Source organism: Nocardia sp. NPDC058640 (assembly GCF_042716995.1).
In the GTDB taxonomy this organism is placed as follows: Bacteria; Actinomycetota; Actinomycetes; order Mycobacteriales; family Mycobacteriaceae; genus Nocardia.
On the sequence record NZ_JBHXRG010000001.1, the window covers coordinates 582,957 to 599,985 of the forward strand.

15 protein-coding genes are annotated in these 17,029 nt (G+C 66.0%); 4 read left to right on the forward strand and 11 right to left on the reverse strand.

Annotated elements, in window-relative coordinates; genetic code table 11:
- Positions 1–2: 2 nt before the first annotated feature.
- The 7 genes from ACFWU5_RS02870 to bla form a co-directional block, all read right to left on the reverse strand.
- Positions 3–347 carry a DUF742 domain-containing protein gene (locus ACFWU5_RS02870; protein ID WP_379240408.1) on the reverse strand — a complete coding sequence of 115 codons (345 nt, stop codon included), beginning with the start codon at positions 345–347 and terminating at the stop codon, positions 3–5.
- Positions 344–754, reverse strand: a complete 411-nt coding sequence (locus ACFWU5_RS02875; protein WP_379265954.1) for a roadblock/LC7 domain-containing protein — start codon at positions 752–754, stop codon at positions 344–346. The genes ACFWU5_RS02870 and ACFWU5_RS02875 overlap by 4 nt, the downstream gene beginning before the upstream one ends.
- Entirely contained in the window at positions 751–2,106 is a 1,356-nt protein-coding gene (locus ACFWU5_RS02880; RefSeq protein WP_379265956.1) for a sensor histidine kinase, read from the reverse strand. Before ACFWU5_RS02880 ends, ACFWU5_RS02875 begins: the two co-directional genes overlap by 4 nt.
- Positions 2,107–2,276: 170 nt before the next feature.
- On the reverse strand, positions 2,277–3,266 hold the full coding sequence (locus ACFWU5_RS02885; RefSeq protein ID WP_379265957.1) for an SGNH/GDSL hydrolase family protein: 990 nt from the start codon (positions 3,264–3,266) through the stop codon (positions 2,277–2,279).
- Positions 3,267–4,212: 946 nt separating this feature from the next.
- On the reverse strand, positions 4,213–4,620 hold the full coding sequence (locus ACFWU5_RS02890) for a RidA family protein (protein WP_379240404.1): 408 nt from the start codon (positions 4,618–4,620) through the stop codon (positions 4,213–4,215).
- A gap of 69 nt (positions 4,621–4,689) precedes the next feature.
- Complete coding sequence (locus tag ACFWU5_RS02895; RefSeq protein ID WP_379265958.1) at positions 4,690–5,097, reverse strand: hypothetical protein; 408 nt, start codon at positions 5,095–5,097, stop codon at positions 4,690–4,692.
- Positions 5,098–5,159: 62 nt separating this feature from the next.
- Positions 5,160–6,041 carry a class A beta-lactamase gene (gene bla / locus ACFWU5_RS02900; protein WP_379266206.1) on the reverse strand — a complete coding sequence of 294 codons (882 nt, stop codon included), beginning with the start codon at positions 6,039–6,041 and terminating at the stop codon, positions 5,160–5,162.
- Between the two features lie 206 nt (positions 6,042–6,247).
- Between bla and ACFWU5_RS02905 the strand changes: the two genes are divergently transcribed.
- The 3 genes from ACFWU5_RS02905 (at position 6,248) to ACFWU5_RS02915 (ending at position 11,906) form a co-directional block, all read left to right on the forward strand.
- Positions 6,248–7,114, forward strand: coding sequence for a LysR family transcriptional regulator (locus ACFWU5_RS02905; protein WP_379265959.1), 867 nt, complete (start codon positions 6,248–6,250; stop codon positions 7,112–7,114).
- A 98-nt stretch (positions 7,115–7,212) separates the two neighbouring features.
- Entirely contained in the window at positions 7,213–8,073 is an 861-nt protein-coding gene (locus tag ACFWU5_RS02910; RefSeq protein ID WP_379265960.1) for a serine hydrolase, read from the forward strand.
- Positions 8,074–8,102: 29 nt separating this feature from the next.
- The gene (locus ACFWU5_RS02915; RefSeq protein WP_379265962.1) at positions 8,103–11,906 is read left to right on the forward strand and encodes an arabinosyltransferase domain-containing protein; all 3,804 of its coding nucleotides are present in this window, start codon (positions 8,103–8,105) and stop codon (positions 11,904–11,906) included.
- Between the two features lie 914 nt (positions 11,907–12,820).
- On the opposite strand, the gene ACFWU5_RS02920 is transcribed toward ACFWU5_RS02915, so the two are convergent.
- The 3 genes from ACFWU5_RS02920 to ACFWU5_RS02930 all read right to left on the reverse strand — a co-directional run bounded on the left by ACFWU5_RS02920 (position 12,821) and on the right by ACFWU5_RS02930 (position 14,878).
- Positions 12,821–13,825, reverse strand: coding sequence for a metallophosphoesterase family protein (locus tag ACFWU5_RS02920; RefSeq protein ID WP_379265963.1), 1,005 nt, complete (start codon positions 13,823–13,825; stop codon positions 12,821–12,823).
- Between the two features lie 83 nt (positions 13,826–13,908).
- A complete protein-coding gene (locus tag ACFWU5_RS02925) occupies positions 13,909–14,433 on the reverse strand; it encodes a hypothetical protein (protein ID WP_379265964.1) in 525 nt (174 codons plus the stop codon).
- Between the two features lie 202 nt (positions 14,434–14,635).
- Entirely contained in the window at positions 14,636–14,878 is a 243-nt protein-coding gene (locus ACFWU5_RS02930; protein ID WP_379265965.1) for a hypothetical protein, read from the reverse strand.
- A gap of 195 nt (positions 14,879–15,073) precedes the next feature.
- On the opposite strand from ACFWU5_RS02930, the gene ACFWU5_RS02935 reads away from it, so the two are divergent.
- Complete coding sequence (locus ACFWU5_RS02935; protein ID WP_379265966.1) at positions 15,074–15,664, forward strand: hypothetical protein; 591 nt, start codon at positions 15,074–15,076, stop codon at positions 15,662–15,664.
- 131 nt (positions 15,665–15,795) lie between these two features.
- On the opposite strand, the gene ACFWU5_RS02940 is transcribed toward ACFWU5_RS02935, so the two are convergent.
- Positions 15,796–16,944: an alpha/beta hydrolase gene (locus ACFWU5_RS02940; protein ID WP_379265967.1), complete on the reverse strand. Its 1,149-nt coding sequence runs from the start codon at positions 16,942–16,944 to the stop codon at positions 15,796–15,798.
- Positions 16,945–17,029: the final 85 nt, after the last annotated feature.

The following is a 17,029-nucleotide window of genomic DNA, read 5'->3' on the forward strand; positions in this document are numbered from 1 at the left end:
TCTCAGAGCTTGCGAAGTCCAACGAGCACCTTCTCGAGGGTGGAAAGGTCCAGCGACATCGCCGCCGACAACGGGGGTCGGATCGTGATCTTGCCTTCGGCGAGCAGATCCGACAGCAGCACGGTGGCCACGCCGACGGGCAGCCGCAGCTCGGCGGCGATCTCCACGACCGCGGTCGGCGCCGCGCACATGTCCAGGATCGCGGCCTGCTCCGAGGACATCCCGGCGCTGGGCCCCGACTCCGCGACCACCAGCGTGACCAGGTCGAAGTCGTCGGTGGCGGGCGCTCGACCGCCGGTCAAGGTGTAGAAGCGGTCGGGATCGTCGTCGCGTGCCGCCCTGGTCAATCGGTCACACCCCGTCGGGGCTGCGCGGCCATGTGCTCGCCGAGCTGTTCGACCAGCTCGTGCATCGTGTGCCCGACCAGGCCCGCGTCGGCGTCCTCGGCGGCGACCACCGCTAAATGCGCGCCGCGCCCCGCCTCGACCACGAATAAAATGCCGCCGTAGAACTCGGTCATCGACTGGCGAACTCCGCCACGCCCGTCACCGAACTCGACGGAGGCCCCGTGCGCCAGACTCTGGAACCCGGCGGCGATCGCGGCGAGCTGGTCGGCGCGATCGACATCGAGTTCGGGGGTGTGGCAGATCTTCAACCCGTCACCCGACAGCAGCAGCGCATGTTTGGCGCGTGGGGTGCGGGCGAGCAGTTTCTCGAGCAGCCAGCCGAGATCGGCCGGGGCGGTGGTGGTCATCGGTCCTCCAGTGGGTCGGAAGCGGTGCGGCCCGGCGCGGAACGCTGGAAGGCGCCCAGTGCGGTGGGCTTGGCCGGTGGGGCAGGAGTGGCAGGTGTGGTGGTGATTCCTTCGGGGTGGACTTGGGCCAGGGTGTCGCCTCTGCGGCGCTTCGGCAGTGTGCCGTTGGATGGTGTGTGTTGATCGGCCGGATCGATGATGTTGATCGGGCCGGTATCGCCCAGTGACATTGTGCCAGTAGCACTTTGACGCGGAATCGGGTTGTCGAACTGACTCAATGTCGCAGGTTCGGCGACGCGCGGCGCGGTGTTGCGACTGCGACGTTCCGCGCGCGCGGTAAGTTCGCGCGGGACCACGACCACCACGGCGGTGCCACCGATGGCCGAGGGTCGATACGACACGGTGAGTTCGTGTTTGCGCGCCAGGTGCCCGACCACGGCCAGCCCGAGGCGGGTGCCCGACAGCGTCGCCAGGTCGGCGCCCTTGCCCTTGTGATCGCGCCCGGTGACCGCGGCTTCGGCGCGACGCAACGCGGAGTCGCTCATGATCAGACCGCTGTCCTCGATCGTGATCACCACTCCCGCAGGCACTTCCGCGGCGTAGACGTGCACCTCGGTGGTGGGCGGGGAGAAATTGCAGGCGTTGTCCAGCAGTTCGGCCAGGGTATGCATCACGCCCTCGGCGGCGTGCCCGGCGATACCGATGTCGGCGATCGCCCGCAAACGCACGCGCTGGTATCCGGCCACACGACCCATCGCGCCGCGCAGAATCGACTCCATCGCAATGGGTTTGGCCCAGCGGCGCCCGGTGCGAGCGCCACTGAGCACCGCGATACTGTCGGCGAGGCGGCCGGCCTGAGCGGTGCGGTGGTCGATGTGCAGCAGGTCGGTGAGCACGCGCGGGTCGGCGTGACGGTGCTCCATCTCGCGCAACTCCGCCAGCATGGAGGTGGTCATCGCCTGGATGCGGCCGGCGGCACCGGAGAACGCGGCAAGGGCGGCGGCACCGCGACGCGCGTTTTCCTGTGCCTCCCAGGCATATCCGGCCGTGTGCTCCTCGGCCTGCGTCAACCGCGCGGCGGCTTCGGAGGTCGCGGCGGTCAGTTGCTGTTCGGCTCGCTGCGCGGCGGCCAGGTTCGCGCGCGCCTGTGCGCGTTGGCGCAGCGCGAACGCGATCGCCGGTGCCCCGATCAGCGCCGCGGTCACGGCGGCGGCCAGGATCGGGATGCCGATGTTCGACGGTGCGAACAGCGCGGTCACCGCGGCGATCGCCACCACCGCGACCGCGGCCCCCAGCACCACGGATCCGGCACTGCCACCGGACTTCTCCGGTGCAGAAACCGTCTGTGTCATCGGCAGTACGTCCGCAGTACTCACAAGCCCCCGGCCATAGGTGGTCATCAAACACGCAGCAAGGCAGCCTGTTTCGGAATCGGGTCGAGCATATCGAGGCCCCGCCCCGGCTGCCACTCGGCAGACCAGGGTTCACCGGCTGTTGGGTTACGGGTCAGTATCGGCGCTGGTCAGCTGTGCAGAGCCGGCGCGATGGTGGCGGCGACCGTCCGGTAGCCGGAGTCGTTGGGGTGCAAGTGATCACCGGAGTCGAACTGCGCCGCCAGGTGCGCGCGATCACCGGGTTGGGCCAGCGCGCGGTCGACGTCGACCACCTCGTCGAAGGCACCCGACTCGCGTATCCACGTATTCACGTCGGTGCGCATTCGCTCCTTCTCCACCGCGTAATACGTCGACCCGGCGAACGGCGGGATGGTCGCGCCGACGATGCGCACGCCCCTGTTGCGCGCCTGGGTGATCAGGTCGCGGTATCCGTTGATGAGCTGATCGGTGGAAACGAGCGGATAGACGATACCGTCCGGGCCCGCGCTACCGGATAGACCGATGTCGTTGATACCGATCAGCACCACGACGGTGCCGACTCCCGGCTGATCGAGCGCATCGCGCCGGAACCGGGCGATGGCGTTGTCGCCCAACACATTCGAGTCGGTCAGCAGTTTGTTGCCACTGATCCCGGCGTTGACCACCGGCCCGTGGTGACCGACCGCAGCCAGCTGATCGGGGTAACGCTGATCCGCGTTCACGGTGGAGCGATAACCATCGGTGAGCGAATCACCAAATGCCACAGTGATTTTGGAGTCTTTCGGCCGCACAGTGTCGACGCCCGCCAGGTAGTACCAGGACTGAGAACTCTCGGTGAACGCCACCGCCGCCGGGTCCGCACTGTGATCCCCCGCGGCCCGGTAGGTGGTGGTCATCGCCTGCCCGTGCTGCGTGGCCGGACCGGTGGGCTGGGCCAGATACAACGTCACCGCCATCGACGACCCGACCGTTTCCACCGCATCGCTGACCACTTCTTCGCCGGGCGCGACCACAAAGTCGGAGTTTCCACCAACCATCAACGGCCGCACCGACTCCGGAGCCACAGCCGCACCCCCCACACTGCGCGCAACAGTAGCCGCCTTCACCGGCAGCGGGTACTCCCCATAGCGATTGGACAACCGAACCCGAACCTGCGAACCCTCCTGTGACAACCGAACCACCTGCCGCACAGTCTGATCCGAGAACCCCATTGCCGACCAGTTCTGATAAATCGGATACTGCACCGACGTCGCCCACGCACTGGACCACTCGGTCTCGGTATCGCGAACACCGAACGCCACCAGAGCCAGCGCGGACGCGGCAGCGATAGGCGCGACAATCCAACGAAGGCGCAAGGGGTTCCGATCGATCAGGATGAGAACAGGTTAGCTCTAGAAGACTCCCTTCAATCGATCGCTATCGGGTCCGCGCAGAAGCGATGCTGAAGCGCGAAGACTGCCGACCCATGGCTCCCCAATTCCCTACCGTCGTATGAGCGCAGTGCCAACGGCGGCGGGTACGGCTCCGCGATTACCCCGAGACAGAACACCACACCCGCGGGCCGTCTCGGCAGCTTCGGCTCGCTACCGACGTAGAACGGGTGATTGAGAAGGAACGGGCGAGGCACGTCAATAGTTCGTGACTCTGTCGTGCCCGGACGTACCCGGAGTACATCGACTGACGGCGACACGTACAACTCCCCGACATCGGCGGGCCATTCGAAGAAGCGTTGCGCGAGTTCCACATAGTCACCTGCCGGGACCACGTACACTTCCCCAGGCGGTATGGATCCCATGCGCTCGATCCGAATCGGCACAAGCACTTCTCGATCACTGCGATTGTCCAAACGCCATGTGACCTTCGCCGCGGCGTCAGTAACCGCCACTTCCGCGGCGAATGTCACCCCCGCCGGAATCGCCGCACCGCCGGCGAGTGACTCAGGCGCAGTCTGCTCAGCGCAGCTAGCCAGCAGTGCGCAACAGGCCAGGACAATGCCCGCCCGTGATAGCAATGCGAATTCGGCATGGCGCCAAGCCATTACCGCTCGGCGGCAGCCGAGGTGCTGATGTCCGGAGTGCATAATCCTCAGTCGAGCACAGCTGTCGCTTCGACCTCGACAAGCAGATCCGGCTCCCCCAGCGCGGCAACCCCGATCAACGTGATCGGCTTGACCGGATCCACCCCCAACTTCGCCGCCGCCCGCGCCACACCCTCACCGAGCAGCGGAAACTTCTCCGGGCCCCAGTCCACGACGTAGATCGTCAGCTTCGCGACATCGTCGAACGAACCCCCGACGGCCGCGAGCGCGGTACCGACATTGAGGTAAGCCTGCTCGACCTGCGCCGCGAAATCATCTGCGCCAACCGGGTTTCCGTCGGCATCACGCGCGACCTGCCCGGCGAGGAAGACCAGCCGCGAACCGGTCGCGATCGAGAGCTGTCGGTATACCTCCGGCTTGGGCAGCCCGTCCGGATTCATCAGTTCCACAGTCATGCCAACTCCCACCACTCGAATGTCTGTGCGAGTCAGCCTAGATGATCTGGCGTGTACGTCGGGGTTGGTTCAGAAGGCGATGCAGGCGGAGCCGGTGTCTATGCCGGTGCCGACGCTGACGGGGAAGCGGGTCTCGGGCCAGGCTTCTGGTTGGACGGCGTAGATGTAGGTGATGTCGGTTCGGGAGGGGACCCAGGTGGTGCTGGCTACGCCGTTGACGGGGACTGCTTCGGAGAAGCCGCTGGGGCCCTGGCCTTCTTCGTAGAAGTAGACCGTTTTCGTGTTGTCGTCGACGGTGACGTTGACGGTGTAGGAGCAGCCGGTGCCGTAGGGGTGTAGGCCGAAGGTGGCCGAGGGGGCGATCGAGATGGTGGTGACGGAGGCGGTCGCGGGCGGGGCGACCACTGCGGCGAGGCCAGCGATGATCGCCGTGGCGCCGAGGGCTTTGCGTGCGGTCGCGGTGTGGGTTCGCGTCATGATGGATATCTCCTGGTCAGTGGGGCCGAGATGGCGCAACGGGTGACAAGAGGTGACTGGGTTCATATCTGCCCGACGGCGATCTTCGTTACCTCCGCTACGAGCTCGTTGGACGGTGCGGCGTCGCGGTCGGGCTTGGTGGTGAGCACCGCGAGCACCAGGGGTGGGCGGCCGGGCGGCCAGGCGACGGCGACGTCGAGGGCTGAGCCGTAGGACGGGGTGCCGGTCTTGTCGCCTACTTTCCAGTCGGCGGGCAGGCCTGCTTTGATGCGTTTCGCGCCGGTGGTCGAGGCCAGCAGCCAGTCGGCGAGCTGGGCGCGTTCAGGGTCGGCGAGGGCGGTGCCGAGGACCAGAGCGCGGTAGTCGGCGGCCAGGGCGGCGGCGGTGGTGGTGTCGCGTTCGTCGCCGGGGATGGCGGCGTTGAGTTCGGGTTCCCAGCGGTCCAGGCGCGTGACGGTGTCGCCGAGTGTGCGTAGGAATGCGGTGAATCCTGCTGGGCCACCCAGCATTCGAAGGACGATGTTTCCAGCGGTGTTGTCGGAGACGGTGATTGCCGCGTGACAGATCGCGGACACGGTCATGCCGGTGTCGACGTGCTTCTCGGTCTCGGGAGAATTCACCACGATGTCGGCGGACGTGTAGTGGATGACCTGGTCGAAGTAGCCGGTGGACAACGGATGTGCCTGCAGCAGAGCGCCACACGCCAAACCCTTGAAGGTCGAACCCATTGCGAAGCGTTCGTTTTCGCGATAGTTCACCCTCGCGCCGCTGCCGGTATCGACCACCGACAGCCCCAGTCGGGCACCATATTTCGCTTCCAAAGCCGCGAATTCTGTTGGTACAGACGGTGACACGCTGGGGGCATGCTCGACCTCACTGCTCGCGCAGGCGGTGAAAGTCACCGCCGATGCCGCCAGGGCGACGGCAGCCAACCGAGTTCGCAAAAGGGGTCGCTTCAGTGCGGAGGTAGTCACTGGTGCACAACATCATCATCGGCCGCTTCCATGCCAATATCGGACAGTGCCCTGGACGAGTCGAACTCGATATCACCGCAGGTAGACACCGCTAAATCTCTTCCGAACGTCGCGCACTACCTGCTCGTCATGGCCGTTCGACCAAGTCGCGGCAAGCGCGCTGGTTCAATGGCTTGATGGATCTGATCCGCCACCTCCGGTTCTTCGTCGCTGTCGCGGACGAGGGCCATTTCGGGAAGGCGGCAGCGGCGCTGGACATGACCCAACCACCCCTGTCGCAGGGTTTGCGCCGCCTCGAACAGCACCTCGACGTCGAATTGATCCGCCGCACCAATCAGGGCGCGTTGCTCACCACCGAGGGCAGGCATCTGCTGCCGCGCGCCCGATTGCTCGTCGACGACGCCGACCGGTTGCTCGCCGAGTCACAGCGGATCGCGCAGCTCAGCGGCACCGTGCGGTTCGCGGCGACCAGTGCGCTGCCCGACCGTTTGGTCGCCGCGTGTGTGACGGGCCTGCGTGCCGCGGGTGGGAATGTGGCGACCGCGCTGGGCACGACCGTCGATCTGGTCGCGCAGGTGCGGTCGGGGGTGTGCGATGTGGCGGTGATCGAGCATCCGGCGCTGGTGGACGGCGTCGAGGCAGGGCCGGTGTTGAAGTTGCCGCGCTGGCTGGTGGTGCCGGCCGAGCACCGCACCACCACCGCCGAGCGGCCGACGTTTCCGATGCTCGCCGGGCTGAACTTCGCGCATCCGCCACGCGCCGCCAACCCGCCCGCCTTCGACAGCATTGTCGACCTGCTGCGCGAACGCGGCCTGGACGCACCGCCGCTGGCCGCCGCCGACGATCGGGCGGTGCTGGCCGCTGTCGCCGCGGGTACCAGCTTCGGGGTGACCGCCGCACCTCCCACGCCGACACCGGGAGTGGCGTGGTTGACGTTGGCGCCGCAGTCGATTGCGGTGCGGGTGAGGGTGATTCGGCGCGCGGATGCCGCTGATCAGGCCGATGTACTGGATCGGGTGCTGTATCGGGAGCGGTTGCGATGAGCCGTTCGGATGGTCGGCGTTCGGACCAGTTCGACACAGGTCAAAGCCTTTCCCTCACAGGCGATCGGCTCGATGCTGCGGCGACTCGAATTCGTGCGGTGTTCGCGGACGCGGGCTGCGTCGGCTGGTTACACGCACGGCGCTGCGACGGTTCGCCCGACGAGGTTTCGGTCGGTGGGCGTGACCGGGTGGTGTTCGCGTCGGTATACAAGCTCGTGCTGTTCGCGACGTTCCTGCGACAGGTCGACCGGGGCCGGATCGACCCTGCCGAGCGGCTCACCATCGACCCCACCGAATGCACGCCAGGCCCGACCGGCATTGCGGCACTGCATGATCCGGTAGAAATCAGCCGGCGCGACCTGGCGACTTCGATGATGACGGTGTCCGACAATGCCGCCGCCGACGTGCTGCTGGGTGAGGTGGGCCTCGCAGCGGTGAGCGACCTCATCGACGAACTCGGCCTCACCGACACTCGTATCCTCGGCGGGACCGTGGACCAGTACCGCAGCCTCGTTCGCGACACCGATACCCACAGCACCGCAGAAGCTTTCGCGGCTTTGGCCGACAACGACGAGGCATGGACGGTCTCGGCCTACGACCCGTCCTACGCGAGCGCGACCACCCCCGAAGAGATGACCCGCTTCCTGTCGAAGTTGTGGTCGGGCGACGTATTGTCCGCCGCCAGTTCCGAATTCGCGCGTACGGTGATGCGCAAGCAGGTCTGGCTGCACCGCATAGCGGCCGCGTTCCCGCACCGCGGAGTCCTCGTCGCGGGAAAGACCGGCACCATCGGCGTGATCCGCAACGAGGTCGCCGTCATCGAGTTCCCCGGCGAAACACCGGTCGCCGTCGCGGTTTTCACGCGTGCCGCCCGCGCCGATCCGATGCTGCCTGCGGTCGACGCCGCCATCGGTGAAGCCGCGCGCATCGCCGTCACCGAGCTACGCCGTCCACACTGATCCACTCACCATGGCTAGCATCGTCATTCGTGGGTGGAGATTCTTCCGGCTTCGGCCGAGTGCAGAAAATCGGGATCGCGGCGGGGGCGCTGGGCGTGGTGCTGGCGGTGGCGACTCCGTTGCTGCCGGTGCAGCAGCAACGCGCGAGCCTGGATTGGCCGCAGCCGCAGTCGATGCAGGTGAGCGCGCCGCTGGTGGGTTATGTGCCGTTGTCGCTCGACGTGAGCATTCCGTGCACGGCGTTGCTCGATTTGTCGGGTGGGACAGTGCTTTCCACGGTTCCCGCGCAGGCGCCGCGAGCCGGGTCGAAGGGGTTGGTCGCGCGGATCGAGGATCGGCCCGGGGTTGGGCGGACGTTGTCGGTTGTGTTGCGGGACAAGCTGTTGTTGAGTGCGCCTATCGCGGATATCGCAGGGGGTCCTTCGCAGGTCTCGGGTTCCGCCGGTGAGGGTCAGCCCGCAGGATCTGGCCCACCATCCGGCCCCGCACCCGCCGAGGAAAGCGCACCGCCGCACGGTGGTCCTCCGGCCGGGAGCGCGCCTCCCGGCGGTGCCGCGCCTGCCTCCGGGATGCCAGGTGGCGGGCCGCCGCCGGGGTCGCCTCCTGCTGGCAGCGCACCGCCCACTGGCGCGGCTCCTCCCAATGGTGCGCCGCCATCCACCGCGCCGACTGCTCCGAGGGGCGGGCCCGGTGTTGCGGCGGCGTGTGGTGCGTTGACGGTGGTTTCGACGGCATCGAGTACGACCGCGGAACTCACCGGTTTGAAGCGGGCAGACGGATCCCCGATGAAGACAACGGTGGACGCTGACGTGCGGCCGCAAGTGGTCGGGGTCTATACCGAGCTGGATCGCGGGCGGATGGGCGATGCTCGGTTACACGCCGAGATCGATACGCGGTTCTCATCGAGTCCGAGTGGATGGAAGCTGGCGGCGATCATCGGTGCGGTGCTGTGCGCGCTGCTCGCGCTGATCTGCTTGCACCGCAACGACACTCGCGATGGACGTCGTTGGCGTCGCGTGCTGCCCGCACGCTGGTGGCGGTTCACCAGCCTCGATGCCGTGGTCGCGGGAACGTTGACGGTCTGGCATGTGTTGGGCGCCAACAGTTCTGACGACGGCTACATCCTCACGATGGCGCGCGCTTCGAAAGAAGCGGGATACACCGCCAATTACTACCGGTGGTTCCAGGTCGCCGAGGCACCATTCGGGTGGCCGTATGAAGTGCTCGCGCAGACGACGCGTGTCAGCGAGATCGGGCTATGGATGCGATTGCCCGCGCTGCTCGCCGGGTTCGTGTGCTGGCTGGTGATCAGTCGGGAAGTGTTGCCGCGCCTAGGTTCTGGTGCCGTTTCGCCGGTGGCGCGCTGGACCGCCGCGTTGGTGTTCCTGTCGATCTGGCTGCCCTACAACAACGGCCTACGCCCCGAACCGCTGATCGCGGTGGGCGTACTGCTCACCTGGTGCTCGATGGAACGAGCGATCGCCACCCGGCGATTACTCCCTGCCGCCGTCGCGGTACTGATCGCCGCATTCTCTCTCGCGGCCGGTCCGACCGGATTGATCTGTGTGGCAGCGCTATTGGCCGGTTCACGACCGGTACTCCGTACCATCGTCGCCCGCGCCACACCCGCTTCGGGTGGCAAGCCCACGTTCCTGCGGTACGCCGCACTCGTGGCCCCGATCCTCGCAGCGGGCACCCTCGTGCTGGTCGTGGTCTTCGCCGACCAAACCCTCTCGACCGTCCTCGAAGCCACCCGCGTGCGCCAACTCGTCGGCCCCGACATGTCTTGGTTCGAAGAACGCACCCGCTGGGATTCCTTGCTCTCGGTCAACCCCGACGGCTCCCTGGCCCGCCGTTTCGGCGTCCTCGCGATGCTCCTATGCCTCGCCGTCGGCATCCTCGCAACCCTGCGCCGCATCCCCGCAACCGCCCGTGGCCCGGTAACCCGAATTCTCGCTGTCGTGTTCATGGCGCTGTTGCTGATGATGTTCACCCCCACCAAATGGACCCACCACTTCGGCGTCTACGCAGGCCTGGCCGCCGCCCTCGCCGCGATCACCGCCGTGGCTCTGATCCGAACCCCCAACTACCTCCGAACCCTGTTCGCTGCCGCCGTACTGTTCGTGCTCGCCGTGAGCTTCACCGGATCCAACGGCTGGTGGTACGTCTCGGGTTACGGAGTCCCCTGGCCCGACCGCGCTCCCTCGATCGGCGGCGTCGAAGTATCGACCTTCTTCCTCGCCGCAACAGGCGTAGCCCTCGTCGCTGCGTTCTGCCAGTACTACCGTTCGCCGTTGGTTACCGCCGACGGCGACGGCGACCATGCCCACGGCAAGGGCGCACAGAGTGCCGACCGGGCCGCGGGTACAGGTACTGACAGCGGCCGCGTCATAGATCGTGGCCGCGCGGGCGCTGTCGCCAGTCGAGGCGGCAGTCGGCGATATCGCCGGACACCTGCGGTCGCGCCACTCACCGTCGCCGCAGCGGCCATGGTGTTGTTCGAAGTGGGTTCCCTTGCCTCTGCAGCTATTTCGCAGTACCCGGCCTACTCAGTGGGTCTGTCGAATCTACGCGCGCTCACCGGTGACAAGTGCGCCATGGCTGATGACGTTCTCGTCGAGACCAACACCGCGGACTCGCTGCTCACCCCGGTCAGCGGGACCGTCGCCGAGGGCTTGGCCGCCGAGAACACCGGCTTCACCCCCAACGGTGTCGGAAGCCTCGCGCCCGATCCCGGACCCGGCCAATCCTCCACGCCTCCTTCAGGTTCAGGGCCAGCACCTGGCGGACCCGGCGGCCCAGACCCGCGCGGAGGCGGACCTAGCGGCTCAGGCCCCGGCGGCTCAGGCCCGGGCGGAGGCGCACCCGGCGGCCCACCCCCAGCCGGAGGCATCTCGACGCCCGGCGCGAACGGCTCCGCACCAGGTGGTTCCAACGGGACACCACCGACCGGCCCGACCGGGGGTCCACCGGGAGGACCCGGCTCGCCCGAACCCGCAATGGCCGGCGTAAACGGAAGCACAGTCGCATTGCCATTCGGTCTCGCCCCCGAGCGAACACCGGTCCTCGGAAGCTATTCGAGCGGCGAGCCGCAGCGCACCCAGCTGACCACACAGTGGTACCGAATGGATCTCGCTGCCGCACAGCGCAATGCAGTACATCGGGTGCTGATCCTGACTGTCGCCGGACGGATAGAGTCGACAGCTCCCGACGGCTCACGCCTACCCGGCCAGCGGCTACGGGTGGAGTTCGCTCGCCACTCCGAGGCCGGAACCTCCACCGTCCTAGGCGAATTGACACCGCCGATGGTCGGCGGAGCCCCAGGCTGGCGAAACCTGCCAATCGAACTCGACCGAATCCCCGCAGGCACCACGGCAGTTCGGCTCATCGCCGACGCAAGCGACCCCGACCCCATGCAATGGCTCGCGATAACCCCACCCCGCCTACCAAAGCTGTCGCCCCTGAACACCGTAGTGGGCAACTCCGACCCGATCCTCGCGGATTGGCATGTAGGACACGCCTTCCCCTGCCAACGCCCCCTCAACCACCGCAACGGCGTAGCCGAGCTCCCCATCTGGCGAATCCAACCCGACAAACTCAACGCCCAGGTCTCCGAAACCTGGCAGAACGCCACCGGCGGCGGCCCCCTCGGCTGGACCACCATGCTCACCCGATCCCACACCATCCCCACCTACCTGTCCAACGACTGGACCCGAGACTGGGGCGAACTCCAACGCCTGACCCGCACCATCACCGCTCCCCCAGCAGAAATCACCGTCCACACCGAAACCCGTTGGGGCCTAACGAACGAAAGCCCGATCAAGACCAACTGACGCCCTCACACCGAGCACCCGCCCGCCGTCGGCCGACTCACCCCCCGAGCAAGTCGGCGGCTTGCTGCGATGTCACGGTCATGCCGTGCGGCGCGACAGTGACCGCCCGACCTGCCAGCAGGGCCGCAACCACCTGCTTCAAAGCCTGATGGGACATCCGCGGGCATCTCGATTCGGTCTCCGCCACCGGTTCCGACCACCACATAGCTCGGCGTCGCAGCGGCGCCCTGACCCTCCTCAGTCGAACAGCTGTTTTCGCAAACACGGTACTGGTGACGACATCCAGGAGTGGCCGATCGTCGACCAAGCCTTGTCGGTTCACTACGGCGGAGAGGTGACGCTACGCGTGATGCGAGCGTGGCGTCGAGTAGAGCCCCCACCAGTCATAACCTGTTCCATACCTCGTTGCGCCACCGTGCTCGTCTGTCACTCCGTGCCAACACCAGTGTGCGGCAGTGACTTCGATCTGACCCCAGGGCAATCGTTCGCTCGGCCAAGGTCCGTGTATGCCCAGTTGGGCCACCTCGAACCCACTCTGCTGGCGCGGGTGCAATCCAAGCCGTCGCAGCGCGCCGCTATGGATCTCGACCACAGTCCCTATCGGTGGCAACGGGCCGGGACACTCCGTTGGTTGACTCCACCAACGGAACTCGTCTTCACGCAGAGGCATCCAGTCGATGCCGCGCCGACGCAGTCAACCTGTCAAAAATCGACGCGCTGGCAACTTCAGCCGAGTTCCATACCAGCCGACAGTGATCCAATCTTGGTCGCACGGAAAGGCTGCTGGGCGTGACTTTTCGACCGAAGTACGAGGCCAATACATTGCGATCATGGACATCTGCCAATCATGACCGATGCAGGCGCTCAAGCAAATACGCGCGGATCAACAGAAGCGAATGCTTGCGACCTCTCGGCTACTGGGGAAACTCGGCCACGTCGAGGTCCAATGCGGTGGCGAGATCGATTGTTCTGCGGGGAGTGACGCATTGCCTGTCCAAGCTCAGCTGGTCGAGCCTGTTGTGGCGGGCTTGGAACAGGAACAACGCGGCGGGATGCTGCCGCAACTGATCGGTGTCGAGTCCGTCCGCGGCTCTGTAGGCGGCGGCGACAAGAGCTGGAGACGCTGAACGCAACGCAGCTGCCCAGACCTCGACCGCGCTCAGCCAAGCGCTGGTGAAGGCGTCCGCTGTGGAGGAAAATCGGGCGATTGCCTGGCTCAGTTCCGACCAGGTGTAATCGGACCACGGCTTGGTTTTCAGGACCGCCAACTGCCATTGGTTTCTGACTTGCGACCAGTGATCGACACGTGCGGGCAGCGAGTGAACCACGAAGTCCGGCAGGCTGAGTGCGGTCAACGCCCCGCCATGGCAGGCTCCCGTATCCAAGCCCAGAATTCGTTTTCCGCGCACAAGTGGCTCGTTGCCGGTGACGTGGTGGCCGAACACGATGGGTTTGGCATCGGTGTAATGGTCGTGCCAGCAGGTGTCGGGGAACAGTGTCTGGAGCTCACGCTCACCGCGTGTGGAGCCACAGAGGATCTCCTCACGTTGGTCGGCGAGCGCGACGCCGGGCACCATACCGGCGTGGACGACACGGACATGGTCGTTCTCGAAGTAATAGGGAAGTGTCCGCATCCAATCGACCATGTCGGCGTAACCATCGCCTGCCTGTAGTCGCGTGATTTCCTGAGCGTACGAAAAGATCCCGCGGACGTGTTTGCGTTCGTGATTGCCCATAATGACTACCGAGTTCGGGCGTTCGCGGAAGAAGTTGACAACGTGGAGCGGCTTCGGGCCGCGGTCGACCAGATCGCCGACGCTGACGAGCAGGTCGTCCTCAGTGAGCTCGATTTTTTCGAGTAGCTCGACCAGTTCGTCGAAGCATCCGTGGATGTCGCCGATGATGACAGTGCGCTGCACCAGAGGACCGTAGGCGCAGACTCGTTCGGCGAGCAAGAGAATATCGCCGTTGTGGATGTGCGGCATTCGGCCGTCGAGTGCGATCAGAGCTGGAACAACGGTTCGTATCGTGTTCCTTCGGGTGTGAAGATCAGCGTGTAGTCCTCACAGCCCCGCGTCGCGGTCCGCCGAAGTTGTTCCAGGACTGCTGATTCCGAGGGAAGTTCCAATCCGAGCGCCACGGCGGCCCGGTCGCGCCGATCGAACAGATCCGGAAGGTCGCGCAAGTACTCTGCAGATGCTGCGTGACTCTCGTCCGGGTTGAGCGACGGGCAGCCGCGCCACCAGGGCACAACGAGCAAGAGCTTCAACAACTCTGGTACGCCGATCGCTACCAGACCGGCAGAGCCTTCGGAGTCGGCGTACACAATCGGTCGTTCCTCGCCGCCTTCGCCGCAGAAGAAGTAGGTACCCCCGGCCCCGTCCCCAGCGAATCCCTGGAGCGGCGCACCTGAAGCCAGATGCACGTCCTCGAGATGGTCCGACCTATCGAGATCGAAGTCTCCAGGCCAGTTCAGGAACTCGAATGCATCGTCGTGTTCCCGTATTTCGGCCAGCAACGTAGACATTGGACTAACAGTAGCGATCACGAGATACAGACCGGATGTTCTGGGTCTGCAATTCACGCCAATTGGGATGCCGGTTAGTTCGGCGGTTCTCCACCGGCGCGATCCGCCGCCTCCCATGAGACTTCGGCCAGTGCGCGTAGGCACCGGTTGCGCAGTGGCAATTCATGATTCGGCACTTTTGCACCGCCACGTTGGAACATGGTCACAGCAATCGGTAGGAGTAGCGCCGCATCTGCCGCTCGCCCGCATACCGCTCACTTCGGCCAGAAGGGCGGATGAGCACGAGTTCGTCGTCGTCGATCCGGAATCGAGTGCCGCGCTCCGCAAACACTGGTGCGAACAGGACGAAGGCCGAGGCGCACATTCCCGGCCCGTCCGACTCGACGGCATTGATCAGGAGCGCGCGCGGCGCTGTGTACCAGCCGTCCTGCTGTTCGAATCGCACCTGTTCATCCTCGCGTCCGAAGCGGAATCTACCGTCTTGCATGTCCTTTCGGAACATCCTGTAGTCGGCAGATGCGGACGTTCGAGACCGCCCGCCCAACGGCATGTCCGGAAATTCGGTCGTGCCTCTGCTCGCATCCCTGAGTCCCACCCAGTTACTCGTAGAAGTACTGTCAATCCGCTTAGGGTGGGCCGCGTGACCGACGAATTCGCCGCCGTGACGAAGATCCATATCCACGAGGACGAGTGGGGTATGCGCTGCCTTCACCCGCTCGCGGCTGCCTCCGAGGTCGCGGCCGACCTGCGCGAGGCCGAGGCCGCGAGCGGGGCCAACCGCGCGCCCGACGGTGTCGGCTGGATCGACGTGCACGTCATCGCGGCACCTGCCCATGACTACGCGGCCGCCGGGCTGACGTTCGCGCAGGCCGACGCCGCGCTCACCCCGATCATGCCTCGGGTCCGGCGGTTCGTCGCAACGGCATCGGCAGGCTTCGACGAGGGCGCACAGGACCCGCTGGGCAGCTATGAGGACGACGCCTACTGCTACGGCGTCGACGCGTCCTGCTTCGTCAAACTGGACGGCAATGAACCACTGGTTCAACAGATCTGGTACGCGGCCGACACCGAGGACCCCGCGCGACTCGACCGCCTCCGGCAGGCGATCATCGCCGTCGACCGGCTCGTCCCGTCAGTCATCGCCGACTATTGGCTCGACTGCGCCGGCTCCGTCGCCGACGGCGAATTCCTCGACCGCTACATACGGATGCTTGTCCAGGAAGACGAGTAACAAGCGCCGATGGCCACGAGGGGTTCAGCCCAGCGCCGTGCCTGCACACTGCTCACGTGATCGACGAGACCTCCGAGACGTCCGGTCGGCAGGCGTGCTCTTCACCAGAACCGAACTGACTGGGGTGGAGGTTATTTCGGCGGTTCTCCACCGGCGGGCGGGCCGCCGACCGGGGGGCCGTCGATGGGCGGAGCACCACCGCCGGGGGGCGTCGCACCGGCGGGCAATGGTTTGCCGATGTTGCGGGCCATGTCCGGCATCAGGCGGATGGCAACCTGTTCCCAGGTGCCCCAGTTGTGGATGCCGATCGACGGGAAGTCGTAGGTGACATTGTCGTAACCCAGTGCGGTGACACGCTTTTCGAATGAGCGGGTGTTGGCCAGGGCGATGGCCTCGAGGGGCATTCCCTGGGTGATCGCGTCGATCGAGGTCAGGTCTTGGTCGGCGGGTTTGGCGCTGCCGGCGGAGATGTAGAGGCGGGTGTTGTTGGCGATCAGTTTTTCGACGAAGCCGTAGGGGTCCATACGCTGCCACTTTTCGCTGCCCGCGGGGGCCATCGCTTCGATGTTGTATCCGCCGCTGGCGATCATCGCGCCGGCCAGCGCCTCGCGCATACCGGGCATCGACATGTGCAGGTAGCCCGACAGGGATCCGGCGTAGGTGAACTGGTCGGGGTGGTAGGCCGCCATCAGCATTGCCGCGCTGCCGCCGCTGGACAGGCCGACCACGCCGTTGCGGGTCGAGCTGAAGCCCAGGCGGGATTTCATGGCGTCGGGCAGCGTCTTGGTGATGAAGGTTTCCCACAGGTAGAGGGTGGTTTTGCCCTGGGTGTCCTCCCAGCCGCCGATGGCCGAGCCGGAATCCGCGCTGGGCAGCATCGAGCCGTCGGGGTTGACGCCGTTGAAGCTGCTCGGCTGGTCCCAGTCGGCGTAGAAGCTGGACTGGCCGCCGACCGGCATCACCACGTTGATGTTGAATTTCGCCATCTTCGCGGGGATGTCGGTGTGCTTTTCCCAGCCGTTGAGGTCGTCCTCGGCGCGTTCGCCGTCGAGCAGGTAGACCACCCGATCGGTGTTGCCGTCGGCCGCGCGGATGATCCTGGTGTTGATCTCGCCCATCGAGGTGTCGACCCGGAAGTCGATCGCGGACGGGTCGGCGTCGGCGGCCGCGGGGGCCGCGCCGAACGGCAGCACCGCCACCACCGCGCCCGTCATGACCAGCCGTAACAGGCCGGATCCGTGTCGGCGCCGTTGCGCCCCTCCCACAATTACGCCACGCATGATCGGTCGAACCTTTCGCTTTGTGCGGCCATGCCGCTTCCCCACTCGACCCGCCGCAATACGAACAGGGCCCTACCGGGCAGCA